The sequence below is a fragment of the Paenibacillus sp. EB106-05-06-XG162 genome, from assembly GCF_058791655.1.
The window spans coordinates 45,683-62,142 of sequence record NZ_JBYTDT010000003.1 but is presented as its reverse complement, the minus strand read 5'-3'; the positions used below and the strand labels follow the sequence as shown (position 1 = coordinate 62,142).

13 protein-coding genes and 2 CRISPR repeat arrays (1 of these 15 cut by a window edge) are annotated in these 16,460 nt (G+C 45.9%); of the genes, 11 read left to right on the top strand and 2 right to left on the bottom strand.

The genetic code is table 11. From position 1 onward, the window contains the following. Window positions 1–40 precede the first annotated feature (40 nt). Window positions 41–808, bottom strand: coding sequence for an amino acid ABC transporter substrate-binding protein (locus AC3WU2_RS08965; RefSeq protein WP_492453343.1), 768 nt, complete (start codon window positions 806–808; stop codon window positions 41–43). Between the two features lie 205 nt (window positions 809–1,013). Between AC3WU2_RS08965 and AC3WU2_RS08960 the strand changes: the two genes are divergently transcribed. Together AC3WU2_RS08960 and AC3WU2_RS08955 are read left to right on the top strand one after the other, a co-directional pair. After that, a complete protein-coding gene (locus AC3WU2_RS08960) occupies window positions 1,014–1,478 on the top strand; it encodes a hypothetical protein (RefSeq protein ID WP_492453341.1) in 465 nt (154 codons plus the stop codon). 116 nt (window positions 1,479–1,594) lie between these two features. Continuing rightward, on the top strand, window positions 1,595–2,659 hold the full coding sequence (locus AC3WU2_RS08955; RefSeq protein ID WP_492453339.1) for an AI-2E family transporter: 1,065 nt from the start codon (window positions 1,595–1,597) through the stop codon (window positions 2,657–2,659). A 4-nt stretch (window positions 2,660–2,663) separates the two neighbouring features. Here the strand turns inward: AC3WU2_RS08955 and brfA are convergent, their stop codons facing one another. Further along, window positions 2,664–2,876 carry a ribosome rescue factor BrfA gene (gene brfA, locus AC3WU2_RS08950; protein WP_492453337.1) on the bottom strand — a complete coding sequence of 71 codons (213 nt, stop codon included), beginning with the start codon at window positions 2,874–2,876 and terminating at the stop codon, window positions 2,664–2,666. Window positions 2,877–3,018: 142 nt separating this feature from the next. Here brfA and AC3WU2_RS08945 point away from each other — a divergent pair, with 142 nt between their 5' ends. From AC3WU2_RS08945 to cas2, 9 genes are all read left to right on the top strand, one after another. Then, window positions 3,019–3,576: an SLOG family protein gene (locus AC3WU2_RS08945; protein WP_492453335.1), complete on the top strand. Its 558-nt coding sequence runs from the start codon at window positions 3,019–3,021 to the stop codon at window positions 3,574–3,576. 405 nt (window positions 3,577–3,981) lie between these two features. Then, window positions 3,982–4,248 (top strand): hypothetical protein, encoded by a 267-nt coding sequence (locus AC3WU2_RS08940; protein ID WP_492453332.1) that lies wholly within the window; start codon window positions 3,982–3,984, stop codon window positions 4,246–4,248. A 238-nt stretch (window positions 4,249–4,486) separates the two neighbouring features. Next, a CRISPR array of direct repeats spans window positions 4,487–7,372; the repeat unit is 32 nt; unit sequence GTCGCTCCCTACGCGGGAGCGTGGATTGAAAC. A gap of 307 nt (window positions 7,373–7,679) precedes the next feature. Beyond that, on the top strand, window positions 7,680–9,872 hold the full coding sequence (gene cas3, locus AC3WU2_RS08935) for a CRISPR-associated helicase Cas3' (RefSeq protein ID WP_492453330.1): 2,193 nt from the start codon (window positions 7,680–7,682) through the stop codon (window positions 9,870–9,872). A gap of 16 nt (window positions 9,873–9,888) precedes the next feature. After that, on the top strand, window positions 9,889–10,536 hold the full coding sequence (gene cas5c, locus AC3WU2_RS08930) for a type I-C CRISPR-associated protein Cas5c (RefSeq protein WP_492453328.1): 648 nt from the start codon (window positions 9,889–9,891) through the stop codon (window positions 10,534–10,536). Continuing rightward, entirely contained in the window at window positions 10,533–12,377 is a 1,845-nt protein-coding gene (gene cas8c, locus AC3WU2_RS08925; protein ID WP_492453327.1) for a type I-C CRISPR-associated protein Cas8c/Csd1, read from the top strand. The genes cas5c and cas8c overlap by 4 nt, the downstream gene beginning before the upstream one ends. Further along, window positions 12,374–13,255, top strand: a complete 882-nt coding sequence (gene cas7c, locus AC3WU2_RS08920) for a type I-C CRISPR-associated protein Cas7/Csd2 (protein ID WP_492453325.1) — start codon at window positions 12,374–12,376, stop codon at window positions 13,253–13,255. Before cas8c ends, cas7c begins: the two co-directional genes overlap by 4 nt. Before the next feature lie 18 nt (window positions 13,256–13,273). Further along, on the top strand, window positions 13,274–13,969 hold the full coding sequence (cas4, locus tag AC3WU2_RS08915) for a CRISPR-associated protein Cas4 (protein ID WP_492453323.1): 696 nt from the start codon (window positions 13,274–13,276) through the stop codon (window positions 13,967–13,969). Continuing rightward, the gene (cas1c, locus tag AC3WU2_RS08910; RefSeq protein WP_492454019.1) at window positions 13,954–14,985 is read left to right on the top strand and encodes a type I-C CRISPR-associated endonuclease Cas1c; all 1,032 of its coding nucleotides are present in this window, start codon (window positions 13,954–13,956) and stop codon (window positions 14,983–14,985) included. The genes cas4 and cas1c overlap by 16 nt, the downstream gene beginning before the upstream one ends. Window positions 14,986–14,997: 12 nt before the next feature. Beyond that, entirely contained in the window at window positions 14,998–15,288 is a 291-nt protein-coding gene (gene cas2, locus AC3WU2_RS08905; RefSeq protein ID WP_492453321.1) for a CRISPR-associated endonuclease Cas2, read from the top strand. A 174-nt stretch (window positions 15,289–15,462) separates the two neighbouring features. Further along, window positions 15,463–16,460: direct repeats of the CRISPR family, unit length 32 nt; unit sequence GTCGCTCCCTACGCGGGAGCGTGGATTGAAAC (it continues 1,162 nt past the right edge of the window).

The window sequence follows — 16,460 nt, the reverse complement described above, 5'->3', positions numbered from 1 at the left end:
CGAAGAAAGCCCTGCTGGTTCATTATTTTATATCATTTGCCTACTTAAGCACTTTATCCTCACCAAACCATTTATTCGAGATCTTCGCCGCTGTGCCATCTTGATTCAATGCATCAAGTGCCTTTTGCAGTTGGTTCAGCAAATCTTCGTTGCCTTTTTTTACGCCAACGCCATACTCTTCTGGAGCCAGCGATTCATCGAGCAGTTTGAAGCTATCTTTTTCTTTGGCCATGTAGTATTTAATAACAACCTCATCGATGACCACCGCATCAATGCGTCCAGATTTCAAATCACTCAAGGCAAGAACGTTATCCGCGAATTCTGTAACCGTCTTAACACTTTCATGAATTGGGCTTGCAGCCAGTGCATCCGACGCGGATGAGAGCGTCTGGAGCCCAACAACTTTGCCATTCAAATCAGCAAGCTTAGTGATGGGGGAATTCGCCAGTGTTACGACAACCTGAGCATTTTTGAGATATGGCTTCGTGAAGAGTACTTTTTCTTTTCGTTCATCGGTAATGGTATAGCCGTTCCAGATCAAGTCGATTCGACCGCTGCTCAATTCAGATTCTTTAGTCTGCCAATCGATGGGTTGGAATTTCACCTTCTTGCCCATCTTCTCGACAGCTGCAGTCGCATAGTCAATATCAAATCCCACAAGCTCATTACGATCATCCCGGAACCCAAGAGGTGCGAACTTGTCATCGATGCCAATGACGATCGTATTTTTGTCGGTAGAGCCGGAACAGCCAGTAAGAAGAGCGAAGAGTGCAAAGAATACGAGTCCAATAATTGCTGTACGTTTCATGAAGGATGACCACCTTTTATCGAATATCAAACACTTTAGCGTGTTACCACGGTATCAGAATCCTATGATAGCATACTAAAGTGAAATCTGTCGACAACTCATGCTAATAATATTTGTCGATTCTTTGATATGGAAATAGTTAGAAATAATAGAGCACCGGGTTACATTTGAAAAATAATTAAAAAAATTGATGGGAGTTGAAGGGATGAGGTTCATTGATTTCGTCAAAGAAGTATTGCCCAGGAAATTCATAGCCGCATCGATTTCGTGTTCTTTATTTGGGATCGTGTTTGCAATGATATATCTGCGATCTGAGGCATGGTATACTGGATTAACCAGCGGCATGGTACCAATTTATATGATATACAGCTTTCCAGTGATTGCGACGTACGGTGTTGCCACATCGTTCTTTAGCGATTATTTCACTACGATCATGTTAAGGAAGCGAAGCCGAATCCTAGAATTTGTTGTATCAGCTTGTCTTCACATCGTATTTGGCTTTGTTCTTGCATGGATTAGCCTAATTTCTGCCGTATTGTTTTTCATTACAGATCGAGTATTAAGTCTTCTTCGAAGAACATCGTATCTGTGGTATCACGCCATCTTTAGCCTGTTGATTCCGCTTGCAATCTGGTTAGGATTCATGTCCATCGTGTGGTATCGGGGTTGAATATGACGCAAGGATTAGCAATTAATTGTTGGAACGAAATGGCTGTAATCGCGTATAGGTATGATATGTGTCAAAAATCATAAGATAGAGATAAGTGTCGGGGTAGGAGTGAATGCATGGTTAATTTTTTTCGAAGTAATGGGTTTAAACGCGTTATTATTCTAATCGGGATCGCTCTTGCACTATATTTGATGCAGAGTATGATCAATCTTATTCTTATCACGTTCATCTTCACGTTCTTGATGAATCAACTCTCCACAATTACGACAAAAGGAATTAGGCGAATCGTTCCGATCAATGAGAAGGCCGTGATTGCTACGCTCTATCTCCTCCTTGTCGCCGGGATCGTTGCCGTCATTTACAAGTATTTGCCGGTCGTGACACAACAGATTACACAACTGATTGACCTCATTACCGGATTTAGTCTCGATCCGAATGATAATGAGATCGCGAGGTATTTGGCTCCGACGATCGAGAAGATTGAACTCGATAAATACTTGGGGCAAGGTTTTGACCTCATCCTCAAAAATATCACGAACATCGGTAAGATCAGCATGCAGGTGTTCATGGCCCTAATCTTAAGTTTGTTCATTCTCCTCGAGAAGAAACGAATTACGGAATTCACAGCGAAATTCAAAGACAGCAAAGTTGGACCCTTCTATGAGGAGCTAGCGTATTTCTGCAAGAAATTCGTTAATTCATTCGGTAAAGTGATCGAAGCGCAATTCATTATTGCGGTTGTGAACTGTATTCTTTCTGTTATTGCCCTTTATTTCATGGGCTTCCCGCAATTGATTGCACTCGGAATTATGATCTTCCTACTTGGATTGATTCCTGTCGCAGGGGTTATTATTTCGTTAATCCCGCTCAGTATTATTGCTTACAGTATCGGCGGATTGATGTATATTGTCTATATTCTGATCATTATTATGATACTGCATGCGATTGAGTCGTATATTTTAAATCCGAAGCTGATGTCGGCGAAGACCGATCTTCCGATCTTCTATACGTTCATCATCCTGATCTTCTCGGAACATTTCATGGGTGTATGGGGATTGATCATCGGAATTCCGATTTTCATGTTCTTGCTTGACATTCTAGAAGTCACATCTTCCCCAGAGGATGAGATGCATAAGCAGCAGCTCGCGATACAAGAGGATAAGGATAAGAGAACCAAATAACATGTCAGATGAAAATAAAAATGGAATCATCGCTCTTATGCGTGTGATTCCATTTTTGTTTATATTTGTTCTGTTGTTTGGCTAGTGCTTCGCGAAGTGTGGGTGTCGTGCGTTCAACAGGCAGGATGCCATGCCATGTTCCTCTTCGATTGGCTGGATCATATTTTCCTTCACGGATTTGCTTTTTTCTGCGTTTTCTGGATTTTGTTGCTCCCATGTGTAGTGCCTCCTCAAATCATTCATTTATCGTACCTCTGTATTGTACGCAGTATTCATCTGTAAGTTGCAGTAGCATGGCATGTTCTTGGCAGAACCGCTATAATGAGAGGACTATGAGGTTATCGGACAAGGAGCAACATATGAAAAATCTGCTGGTCACCGGGTATCGCGCGCATGAGCTTCAAATTTTCAGTCAGAAACATGTTGGGATTGGGTACATACAGAAAGCGATCGAGAATCGGCTCAGACCTTTGATCGAAGAAGGGTTAGAATGGATGATTACACCTGGGCAATACGGGGTTGACTTGTGGGCCATCGAAGTGGGCATTGCGCTCAAGGCAGACTATCCCCATTTCCGTGTCTCCATCATGACGGCGTATATGAATCCTGATGAGAAGTGGAAAGAGGACAAGCAGGACTATTATCAGAAGCTGCTGAAGGGTGTGGACTATTACGCATCGGTGAGCAAAGAGCCGTATAGCGGAGGTTGGCAGCTAAGGGCAAGGGACGATCTGCTCTTCCGCAAGACTGACGGCATTCTCTTGTTCTATGATGAAGATGCAGCAGAAGGCAGTCCACGATTTTACAAAGAACGCGCTTTGAAGAAGCAGCTGGAAGAAGACTATCCGATCATTGGCATTTCGTCGGAGGAGATCCAGAGTATTGCAGAGGAAGAGAATCTCAGGTACATCGAATGACGTGAGATCCTCTCCTGCTATAGATCCCCAGAGTTAGCCCATCATGCGACTTAGAAGTCTATGAATTAGGCAGTAAAATGAAAGCGTTTACGATTATGAAAGAATAAATACCAATTTACACCAAGGAAATCATCAGGCTTGTGTAGAATTCAGTACGCAACAGATGACGGCTACTTTCTTTGCGATTGTGAAGCAGGACAGTGACAAGGGTGCGTTAATGCTTGATTATTTTAGCGTTGAAATTATGCATGGGAGGGGATGAATCATGATGTCGAGTACCAAGTTGAATGAGGCTTGCCCGAAGATGCCAGTCCAGAGCCCGGTAACAGCCGATTTGTTAGGCAAGCTACCGCGGCTTTCGGCTCTATGACACAGAAGAGTCGAAGCAAGTCGTGAAGCAATGGGTTGACTTCTACAAACAGTATCGTGAGATTCTCGAGTCGGATCATTCACGTTCGTAGACCCAACGGCCGTGACCTCGATTGCATGCTGCATGTGAACCCTGCGCTGCGGGAGAAAGGCATGGCATTCGTCTACAACCCGCTGGCGCATGAAGTGAGCCGGACGATCGAGCTGCCGCTCTATTACACAGGACTGACCGATCTTGCCAACATTCGGGAGCGGGATGGAGAATTTGCTGTCTATACGTTGGATCGAGAATATCGCGTTTAGTTGCAGGTGAAGGTCGCGGCGAAGTCGTATACGTGGTTCTTGATTGAGGAAGTGGATTAGTGAGAGAGAATGCGAACCTTAGGTGCACATTAAATCCCAGGGGGGTTCGCATTTTCAGTCGGGACAAGGGATTTGGGCGAAAATCTTGAATATTTAATTAAGCGCCATGTCGAAAAAATAGAGGTTCGCGCAAACAGGCCAAAAACCCCATATGTATTAAGGGGTTTTCGTTGGTACAGTCGCTCCCTACGCGGGAGCGTGGATTGAAACGTACTAAAACATTAACGTTAGTGGGTACAGCGGAGTCGCTCCCTACGCGGGAGCGTGGATTGAAACGCAAATAGTATGGACGCCGCGGGTAGTGTACCCGTCGCTCCCTACGCGGGAGCGTGGATTGAAACACCTACCAGTGTTGCTGTTTTATAGAAGAACTCGTCGCTCCCTACGCGGGAGCGTGGATTGAAACTTAAAGGTGATCGTGCAGTGAATCGTAATCTAGGTCGCTCCCTACGCGGGAGCGTGGATTGAAACTTGAAGCAAAACAAGCGTAAAGCGGTGATTACACGTCGCTCCCTACGCGGGAGCGTGGATTGAAACGTCACAGCATACATTGGCTGCAAAAATCCCTCGTCGCTCCCTACGCGGGAGCGTGGATTGAAACAATGGTCGTACAAGCAACAGTATTTTGGAAGGGAGTCGCTCCCTACGCGGGAGCGTGGATTGAAACGCCGTCCAACTCAATCTAATCAATCGATTAAATCCGTCGCTCCCTACGCGGGAGCGTGGATTGAAACAGCTAGGCGTTAAGCATACGGAGAAGATCGGCTTGTCGCTCCCTACGCGGGAGCGTGGATTGAAACGTTCAGAAGCTTGTGAAGAAAGGATGCAGTGATCGTCGCTCCCTACGCGGGAGCGTGGATTGAAACTATGATCAGGTCACGCTGTCCAATCTTCGCCGCCAGGTCGCTCCCTACGCGGGAGCGTGGATTGAAACTAGGTCATCCGTCATTCGCGTAACCTGCCCGCGCTCGTCGCTCCCTACGCGGGAGCGTGGATTGAAACAAAGTCCTGTTTCTTAGCGTTACCCCCGAACACGTCGCTCCCTACGCGGGAGCGTGGATTGAAACACCCCGTCGACAATGGCTTTCGTGTACTCACGCGGTCGCTCCCTACGCGGGAGCGTGGATTGAAACTTTTCTACGTCGCAGGGATTGTCGTTAGAAACTTGTCGCTCCCTACGCGGGAGCGTGGATTGAAACGTTAAACCCGTTATATGATCTCTCCCATGACTCAGTCGCTCCCTACGCGGGAGCGTGGATTGAAACTGTCCAGTCCGCCTAATGCTAATGTCCGTTACGTCCGTCGCTCCCTACGCGGGAGCGTGGATTGAAACGTCTACGTTTGGCATGTGCTACACCTCCCTTTTAGTCGCTCCCTACGCGGGAGCGTGGATTGAAACACCCTGTAAGATAAAAGCCGATCCGCCATAGAGTCGCTCCCTACGCGGGAGCGTGGATTGAAACTTTTTTAATTTAAAATTATGGAGGTAATGCGAAATGAGTCGCTCCCTACGCGGGAGCGTGGATTGAAACTCTTTAGCTGCAAGCCCGCTTTGAAGCGCTTGAGTCGCTCCCTACGCGGGAGCGTGGATTGAAACACTTAAGGCAAAGTATCCTGATTTTGAGCAAGTTGTCGCTCCCTACGCGGGAGCGTGGATTGAAACCTTCGGGACGTTTACTGTAATGGACACTGTTTTGTCGCTCCCTACGCGGGAGCGTGGATTGAAACTCCTTAAGATACGTCAAGTGGTGCTCGGGTAAGATGGTCGCTCCCTACGCGGGAGCGTGGATTGAAACGAATTCAGCTTCGTGTCCTCGACAGGAGTACCGAGTCGCTCCCTACGCGGGAGCGTGGATTGAAACTAGATACTTTTCTATTGTGTATACCTTTTGTTCGAGTCGCTCCCTACGCGGGAGCGTGGATTGAAACAATAAATCTATAACAAGCTGTGCCTCTTTCGTCGGTCGCTCCCTACGCGGGAGCGTGGATTGAAACATGTATTGATCATCAGCAAATTGAACCCATTGATTGTCGCTCCCTACGCGGGAGCGTGGATTGAAACACCCCCGTAGACCGCAGTCTTGTCGCCACTCGTTCGTCGCTCCCTACGCGGGAGCGTGGATTGAAACGATGAGTTGTCGAGGAAATATCGTTAATGTTGACGTCGCTCCCTACGCGGGAGCGTGGATTGAAACGCTAAAGAACGGGATTGAGTCGTATATCGACTTGCGTCGCTCCCTACGCGGGAGCGTGGATTGAAACTTGGTCCGACATGGATTACTTTGATTACGACGAGTCGCTCCCTACGCGGGAGCGTGGATTGAAACGACCGTCCTCTAGCATGGCAGGGATTTTATACGTCGCTCCCTACGCGGGAGCGTGGATTGAAACATAAGTACATACGTTCGGTTCATGCGCCGTAATAGGTCGCTCCCTACGCGGGAGCGTGAATTGAAACTTAATCGCGCTTGTATCACCGTAAAAGACATTAGTCGCTCCCTACGTGGGAGCGTGGATTGAAACACACTGGCACCAGCGGTCAGGCACTGCAACTATTAAGTCGCTCCCTACGCGGGAGCGTGGATTGAAACTACATTGAATAACTTTGGTGTCTCTATCCGCTTAAGGTCGCTCCCTACGCGGGAGCGTGGATTGAAACCTAGCAGAGGCCACAGATTTATTTGTACGTAAGAGTCGCTCCCTACGCGGGAGCGTGGATTGAAACTTGTCAATGCGTTTGTGGGCACTGTCCGTGCTGTGTCACTCCCTACGCGGGAGCGTGGATTGAAACCATTTGGAGTGAACCCTATATACGCCGTGCTTGCGCGTCGCTCCCTACGCGGGAGCGTGGATTGAAACTGAACTTGAACTCAAGAGAGTATGTCACAATATTTATAAGTCGCTCCCTACGTGGGAGCGTGGATTGAAACGGCATCCACGTGCCATGGTAGCATATGTAGATGATGTCGTCCCCCACTCGGGAACGTGGATTGAAACTTTCAGTCTCTTTACTTCATCCCATGCAGTTTGCTGTCGTTCCCCACGCCGGAGCGTGGAATGAATCCTTTTATTCAGTGCCGCCTAGAACTACCGAGGATACTAAGGAAGGAGAAATATCTTAGTGAAGGGTCGTCGATGGCGGCTCTTTTTCTATTTCTACATTCCTATATAAGAAAATTCACAATATCGAGATTAATTTTTGTTGAAAATCATCAAATTTTGTTGCTTATTGGTTGGTAAAAACAGGGACCTAGATTATAATTATACATATTATATAACTGCTAGAGTACGGAAAGGAGCGAGATGCAATCTTCTATGCACATAGCAAAGAATCTAATGGTATTACAGAATATCAGCTGTTAAAAGATCATTTGGAAGGGGTAGCAAAGCGATGTAAGAGCTTTGCGGACGTGTTCGGAGCCGGAGATCTAGCGTACTTAGCAGGAATTCTGCATGACATTGGTAAGTATTCAGCTGAGTTTCAGGAGAGAATTCGTGGGAGCAGCATTCGTGCGGATCATTCGACGGCAGGTGCTCAATGGATTATGCGGACAGAAGTACATAAGAAGGTGATCGGGAGCAAATTTGATATGTTTTTTGCTCGCCTTGTCGCTTACGTGATTGCTGGGCATCACGGCGGGCTTCGTAATTATGGAACGACCGATGAGGAAGGCACATTGAAACACCGATTGTCAAAGTCATCGGAGCTTATTCCAGAATGGGCAAAGGCTTGGGATGAGATTGACATTGCTCCAGCTCAGCGATGGAACATTCCCTTGTTTCAAGTGAAGGGACTAACGAATTATGACGTCGCTTGGAAGTATAGCTTTTTTGGTAGGATGCTATATTCCTGTTTGGTAGACGCGGATTCAATCGATACAAGAGATTATTGCAATGATGATGATCGGATGTTAATGAGTGAGAAAACGGCCCCGTCTATGGAGCAATTACTAATAAAATTCAATGAATATATGCGTCGAAAAATGGAGCATACCGAAGATACCGTGGTGAATCGTTATCGTCGACTAATTTTGGAGGCATGTGATCGGCAAGCCGAATCGAAGCTAGGACTCTTTACGTTATCGGTTCCAACGGGTGGAGGGAAAACGTTATCCTCGTTATCTTTTGCCCTGCACCATGCGAAAAAAAATGGATTACATCGAATCATTTATGTGATTCCATTCACGAGTATCATTGACCAGACGGCTAAAATTTTTCGCGAGGCTTTGGGTGCAGAGGTGATTCTGGAACATCATAGTAATTTTGACGAAGAGGAATACCAAGAAAATTACGGACCTGACGAAGTGAAACGGTTAAAGCTAAGCACAGAAAATTGGGATGCATCAGTGATCGTAACGACTTCTGTACAATTTTTTGAATCACTTTTTTCGAATAAAAGAAGCAAATGCAGAAAGCTGCATAACATTGCAAATTCAGCCATTATTATTGATGAGGCACAGAGCATTCCAAGAGGATATGTCACGCCTTGTATACGAGCGATGGAAGAACTGGTGCAATCATATGGATGCTCGGTTGTACTGTGCACAGCTACACAGCCAACGTGGAAAGAACTCGGTACGTCGCCAATTGAAATGATGGATCAACCGACACCCGATCAACTGTTAAAGGTATTTAAGCGTGTCGAAGTCACTGTTCATGGGAACGCTTCCGAAGTGGTATCAGATACGAATGTCATCGAGTGGATGACACAATCAGAACAAGTGTTATGTATCGTAAATACACGTAAACATGCGAAGTTGCTACTTGATCAATTGGAAGAGGAGCAACTATCAGGTGTCTATCATTTGAGCGGACGTATGTACGGCAAGCATCGTATGGGAATAATTGAGGAAATTAAAGATAGGCTTAAGAATTCTCTCCCTTGTCGAGTGATCTCTACACAATTGATTGAGGCTGGCGTAGATGTTGATTTCCCGTTGGTGCTGCGTTCCATGACAGGACTCGATTCGATTGCGCAAGCTGCAGGCAGATGCAACCGTGAGGGTCGAATGGCGATGGGAGAAGTTCGTGTATTCTATCCAGATAAGCATGGGATGCCATCTAAAGGTTGGATGAAGGAAACGGCTATTGAGGCGCAACATGTGCTCCAATATGAACAAGAAAGTCCATTATCTATCACAGCGATGCAACGATACTTTGATCGTATTTATGGTATTTGTGATGGGAATGTGGCTCAAGTCACCGATTCAAAAAACATTATGGCGCTAAGTAAGTCAACAAATCTCGAAATTCCTTATGAGGATATCGCTAAAGGGTTTGAATTTATTGAAGGCAACACACACGCCATTGTTATTCCACATGATGATAAAGCACGTGCACTTATCGATAAACTTGAGGTAACGAAATACCCAATGCAGCTCATGCGACAATTGCAACCGTATACCGTTCAGGTGTATTCCTATGAGCTAATAGAATTCAAGCAGAAGAACTTACTTGCCTCATCTGGAGGCGTCCTCTATTTGCTAGATTTAGCCTACTATAGTGAACGAGCAGGACTATTGCAGCCTGATGGGTTCGTTGAACATGAGGTTTTCATATTTTAATAGAGGAGAGGGTCCTATGGGCTATGGTATCAAGTTAAGGGTGTGGGGTGATTACGCATGCTTCTCACGTCCTGAAATGAGAGTGGAGCGAGTAAGCTACGATGTAATGACACCGTCGGCTGCGCGAGGGATCTTAGAAGCTCTGCACTGGAAACCCGCCATCAAATGGGTTGTTGATCGCATTCATGTGATCAACCCGATTCAATTCGAGAATATTCGGAGAAATGAAGTAGAATCCAAAGCATCGAAAAAGAAAGTGAATATTTATGCCGCAGAAGAGAGGCAGCAGCGCGCTGCATTGGTCTTGAGAAATGTTCAGTACATTATCGAAGCTCATTTTGAGATGACAGACCGTTGTGGAGAAGAAGATACCCCAGAGAAACACTATAACATTTTTTTGCGTCGTGCAAGGCAAGGACAATGTTTTCATCAACCGTATTTTGGAACGAGAGAATTTCCCGTGAAATTTGAGCTCGTAGAGTCTGAAGATGGCATAGGAAAGAGTGTTCACTCGGGAATAGTTGATCTCGGCTACATGTTATTAGACCAAGTGTATAAATTTGATGCGAAGGGGGAGGTCAAGCAAATAACACCATATTTTTTTCGCGCACAGATGGTTGATGGTGTGATCGATGTTCCGGCGTGGAAGGAGGTAAGGCAGTGATTCTGCAGGCATTGCATGCTTATTATCAGATTTTGCTTGAACAGGAAGGGGATCATATGCCGCGAGAAGAGTATTCTTCAGCGGACATAACCTTCGAAATATACTTAGATGAGACTGGCCGTGTAGCCTCGGTTACCCCCTTTGTGAACGACCTCGGGAAAAATATGAAGCGTACCATGATTGTTCCTAAGCAGCCAAAGCGTTCAGGATCAGGGATATACCCTTATTTCATTTGTGAGAAGGCTGAATATCTATTCGGATCGGCGTTGTCGATGCGAGAAGCATGTCGAGACGGGATGATAAGCTTATGGCGTGCTGTTCTAAGTTATGATACATCGAGCTCATATGAGATTCGTGCATTAGAAGCCTTTTTGGATCATCCTGTAGATTCACTTGCGAATCAGTTGCAACAAGTGCTTGGAGAAGATGTGATGGAAGCACTAGGTAAGGGTGGATTGTGCGTTCTAAAATATGCTCCGACAGGGAAGTATTTTCACCAAGATCGCTACGTCCAACAAGCATGGGAGCGTTATTATCGAAACTTGCAGGTAGAGCCAGATGCGGAAGAGCAAATGTGCCTGATTACAGGTGATATGACACCAATGAACCAGATTGCTAGACTTCACCCAAGTATCAAAAATGTCATTGGAGCTCAGTCGTCTGGTGCAACCATCGTATCTTTTAATATCCCATCGTTCTGTTCCTACGGCAAGGACCAATCATACAATGCGCCCACCTCTCAAAAGGCTGCAGATGCCTATGGTTATGTATTAAACCGACTATTAGCAGATCCGAAGCATCGCGTGCGTATGAATGATGCGACAGTTGTTTTCTGGGCAGATACGGCTGCAGAACGGGAGCAGGATTTACTTGCTAACCTATTTGAAGCCTATAGCGATGAAGAGGATGCCGCGGATACGGGCAAGGAAATACAAGATGCAGTAAGTATACGAACACGGTTAAAAGGTGCCTTGGAGCGGGTGCGTCAAGGGCAGGAATTTAGAGATGCTTTCGATGATTTGAAAGTAGATACGAAATTTTATATTTTGGGGCTGTCTCCGAATGCTGCACGATTATCAATTCGCTTCTGGTATACAGGAACGCTAGAGGAAATCGGGGGTAAAGTGTGGCAGCATTATAAGGATTTATCCGTTATCGGGCTTGAGAAGACACCGACCATTCGCCAATTATTGCGCGAAATAGCAGTAGCGCGTGATTGGAAGAATGTCCCGCCGAATATGGAAGGGCAGATTTTTCGATCGATTATGCTCGGGGTACCTTATTCAAGAGCGGTATTTGCTCAGTTGATGAACCGTATTCGTGCGGAGTCGGATGATCCGAAGAAAGGATTATATAAAATCAGCGCCGTTCGGGCAGCGATTATTAAAGCTTATCTTACACGGAATGCGCGATTGAATCAGGATAAGAAAACGGAAGGAGAATTGACTATGGCATTAAATGAACAATCGACTTGTGTGCCGTATCATTTAGGTCGGCTGTTTGCTTGCTTGGAGAAGACACAAGGTGATGCTCTAGGGAAAGGAATTAATGCGACGATTCGAGATCGTTTCTGGGGGGCAGCTTCAGCGACGCCTGCTACAACATTTCCACGTCTCATTAGTGTTTCTAGGCACCATATAGCGAAAGATGATCAGTGGGGATGGAAGAACGATCAGTTAATACAGCAAGTGATCGATGCACTACCAGAGAAATTTCCAAGAAGATTATCGCTTGAAGAACAAGGCATGTTCGCACTAGGCTACTATCATCAGAAACAAAACTTTTATTCGAAAAAAACAAGTGACAACCAAAATGAAGAAGAAAGAGGGATAGAACAATGAGCGAAAAGCTGCCTTTGACTCAAAGATATGAATTTGTATTGTTATTTGATGTAGAGAATGGAAATCCAAATGGGGACCCGGATGCTGGGAATTTGCCACGTCTTGATCCAGAAACGGGCTGTGGTCTGGTTACAGATGTATGTATGAAACGAAAAGTCCGTAACTATATTGAACTCGCAATGGAGAATGAAGCATCCTACGAGATCTACGTGAAAGAAGCAGCGGTACTAAACAATTTAAACAAAGAAGCGTTTTTGAATAATCCCGATATAGATTTGAAGGAAAATAAAGCAGATAAAATGGAAGCGAAGAAAAAAGAAGATCAACAGACGCTCGCGAGATGGATGTGCGATAAGTATTATGATATTCGAACATTTGGTGCGGTTATGACGACGGGGGTTAACTGCGGTCAAGTTCGAGGTCCTGTACAATTCACTTTCTCGAAAAGTATCGACCCGATCTCTCCTCATGATGTGACCATCACGAGGATGGCGGTTACGAATGAGAAGGATGCTGAGAAGGAACGTACTATGGGACGCAAGAGTATTGTTCCTTATGGACTTTACCGAATGGAGGGCTTCGTATCTGCTCCACTAGCGAACCAAACGCAATTCGGACAGGAGGACTTGGAGTTGCTGTGGTCTGCTCTTATGAATATGTTCGATCATGACCGGTCGGCTTCGCGAGGCAAAATGGCAGCACAGAAATTAATCGTATTTGAGCATGAGAGTAAATTAGGCAACGCTCCAGCGCATAAGTTATTTAATCTTGTAGAAGTGAAGCGTAAGCCGGAAGTGGAGATCGCTCGTTCTTTTCAAGATTATGACTGGTCGATTGGACAAGCACCTGCAGGCGTATCTATCAAGGAATTGTTGTAAGGGCGTGGATTGCAAGTGGTGAATGAGGCTGACGATTATTTGATGCTATCGGGTATTCAGCACTATGCTTTTTGTCCAAGGCAATGGGCACTTATTCATATTGAGCAGCAATGGAAAGAAAATGTGTTAACGACAGAAGGTAATCACGTGCATCGGCGAGTCGATGATGTTAATTTTGACGAGACACGTAGGGATTTGCGAGTTGTTCGTTCTGTTCCGGTAGTCTCAGAGCAACTGCGGATCCGCGGTGTCGTGGATATGTTAGAGCTGCGCAGTCAAGAAGAATGTTCGGCGGATACGATGATATTAGAAGGACGGCAAGGACATTGGAAGGTCACACCTGTGGAATATAAACGTGGAAAGCTGAAATCGGATGATCGAGATGAAGTTCAGCTATGTGCACAAGCGATGTGTCTTGAGGAGATGCTCGATATCACGATCTCATCGGGTACGATTTATTACAATGAGGTAAGGAAACGAGAAGAAATTGATTTTTCCACGGAACTTCGGGAACGTGTTCGTATGCTAGTTACAGATATGCATAAAATCTATGAGGAATCTCGTACACCACGAGCTGTGTATAAGAAACATTGTCAACAGTGCTCGTTAGTAACACTTTGTAAGCCCAAGTGGAGCAGTCAAGGTAATAAATCAGCTGCGGCTTATGTGAGACGTTGGATCCTGGGAGGTGAAGAATCATCAGAAGGATGCTAAATACACTGTATATTACGTTGGACAATGTCTATCTGAGCTGCAAAGGAGAGACATTAGTCGTTCGAGCTGAAGGCGTCAAAGAGATACAAGTACCTATTCTTAATCTTGAATCAATTGTTGTATTTGGATATAAGGGTGTAAGTCCTGAAGCGATGAATCTCTGTGTGGAGAATAATGTGTCACTTGTTTTTCTGACGCCTAGTGGAAGATTTAAGGCTCGAGTTACTGGTGAAACCACTGGGAATGTCCACTTAAGACGAACACAGTATCGTTGGAGTGACCGAGAGGATCAGTCGTTACTGCTAGCTAAGCGGTTTTTATATGCGAAAATCGTAAATGCCAGAGTGTCCATTAAGCGTACTTTACGAGATCATCCGGACAAAATCGATATAGATCATTGTAAGACTGCATCATCTTTTCTAGAGAGGCAACTGCAAGAGGTGACAATAAGTCAATCGCTTGATGAACTCCGTGGTGTTGAAGGATTAGCAGCAAGGCGCTATTTCTCGGTCTTACCCGAACAAATTCTTGTGAATAAGCAGTATTTTCAATTCACGGGTCGCGTAAAAAGGCCACCGAAAGATCGCGTGAATGCGTTGCTGTCATTCTTGTATACTTTATTAGCAAATGATGTGACGCATGCTCTGGAGACGGTTGGACTCGACCCGCAAGTAGGTTTCCTGCATCGAGATCGACCAGGGAGAAATAGTCTGGCTTTGGATTTAATGGAGGAATTCCGCGTATACATTGCGGATCGAATGGTATTAACACTTATTAATCGACAGCAAATCTCTCATGATGATTTCATCGAAAAAGAATCAGGTGCGTTTATTCTAACCGATGACGCGCGGAAAATCGTGTTAACCGAGTGGCAGCAGCGAAAGAGGGATCAGATTCACCATCCTTATTTCGATGAGAAAATCGAGATCGGCTTATTGCCTTATTCACAGGCGATGTTACTAGCTAGGTATATGAGAGGGGACTTGGATGATTACCCTCCATTTTTCTGGAAATAGAGGTGAGGGCTTATGATGGTATTGATCACGTATGATGTAAATACGATTACTCCCGAAGGACAGCGTAGATTGAGGCAAGTCGCAAAGACTTGTGAAAATTACGGTCAGCGCGTTCAAAATTCCGTGTTTGAATGCTTACTTGATCCACAGCAATTCAAAGAATTACAATTGACTTTACAACAAATTGTTGACCCTAAGACAGATAGTTTAAGATACTACCGATTAGGTGCCAAATGGCAGGGGAAAGTTGAGCACTATGGTGCCAAGCAGGGTTATAATCCTGAAGGTTTTTTGCTAATTTAGCGTATGCGAACCTGAGGTACACATCAAAACCCAGGGAGGTTCGCAAACCCTTAATGGGATTGGGGTTTCAGTGATTTATTAGGAGGAATGAAGAGGAAATAGCAGCTGGTTTTTAGGGGTTCGCGGAAACCCCCTTGAAAACCTGCGCTGTGTAAGGTTTTATTATGTGTACAGGTCGCTCCCTACGCGGGAGCGTGGATTGAAACTTGATGTAGTCGAATATCACAACGCATTCCCCGGTCGCTCCCTACGCGGGAGCGTGGATTGAAACTTGAATGCCGCAAGCTTGATTTTCGCTAGCCACTGGTCGCTCCCTACGCGGGAGCGTGGATTGAAACTAAAACGTGTATATACTTTACACAATATGTGAAGGTCGCTCCCTACGCGGGAGCGTGGATTGAAACATCATACTACTAGTCTTGATCATAGGTGCCATGTGGTCGCTCCCTACGCGGGAGCGTGGATTGAAACAAGGTGGAGGAACAGTAACTTATCGTGTTGCCGGGTCGCTCCCTACGCGGGAGCGTGGATTGAAACTTGGTTAAGCCATCTCACAACGGGGCAAGAATGACGGTCGCTCCCTACGCGGGAGCGTGGATTGAAACTGCAAGCTGTCGACATAAGGGTATAGCGCAGCTGGGTCGCTCCCTACGCGGGAGCGTGGATTGAAACAACACCAAAGTTGCGACGGATGCAAGGCTGCAATGGTCGCTCCCTACGCGGGAGCGTGGATTGAAACTTTAGACACGCCTATGCCCTCGTATGGCTCTAAGGTCGCTCCCTACGCGGGAGCGTGGATTGAAACCATACGAACGCGGTTCGTCAAGCGGGTCTTATTGGGTCGCTCCCTACGCGGGAGCGTGGATTGAAACGTTACCTCGTACTCTGCAACCGAGCTCACATTACCGTCGCTCCCTACGCGGGAGCGTGGATTGAAACACTAGCGTTCCCGTTTACCGCTGTAGCTTCTCTGGGTCGCTCCCTACGCGGGAGCGTGGATTGAAACCGCAATAGGAGGGGTTAAACATGGCAACAAGGGCGGTCGCTCCCTACGCGGGAGCGTGGATTGAAACATTTTCGTAGGCGATCCGCACGCAAGGGGTACAGGTCGCTCCCTACGCGGGAGCGTGGATTGAAACCCTGGTAGTAAATTTCATAGGATACTGCGTCAA

Coding starts and splice junctions, on each gene's coding strand:
- AC3WU2_RS08955 (WP_492453339.1), top strand. CDS start 1,595: ATGGTTAATTTTTTTCGAAGTAATGGGTTTAAACGCGTTATTATTCTA.
- AC3WU2_RS08965 (WP_492453343.1), bottom strand. CDS start 808: ATGAAACGTACAGCAATTATTGGACTCGTATTCTTTGCACTCTTCGCT.
- cas2 (WP_492453321.1), top strand. CDS start 14,998: ATGATGGTATTGATCACGTATGATGTAAATACGATTACTCCCGAAGGA.
- AC3WU2_RS08960 (WP_492453341.1), top strand. CDS start 1,014: ATGAGGTTCATTGATTTCGTCAAAGAAGTATTGCCCAGGAAATTCATA.
- AC3WU2_RS08945 (WP_492453335.1), top strand. CDS start 3,019: ATGAAAAATCTGCTGGTCACCGGGTATCGCGCGCATGAGCTTCAAATT.
- cas5c (WP_492453328.1), top strand. CDS start 9,889: ATGGGCTATGGTATCAAGTTAAGGGTGTGGGGTGATTACGCATGCTTC.
- cas7c (WP_492453325.1), top strand. CDS start 12,374: ATGAGCGAAAAGCTGCCTTTGACTCAAAGATATGAATTTGTATTGTTA.
- brfA (WP_492453337.1), bottom strand. CDS start 2,876: ATGGGAGCAACAAAATCCAGAAAACGCAGAAAAAAGCAAATCCGTGAA.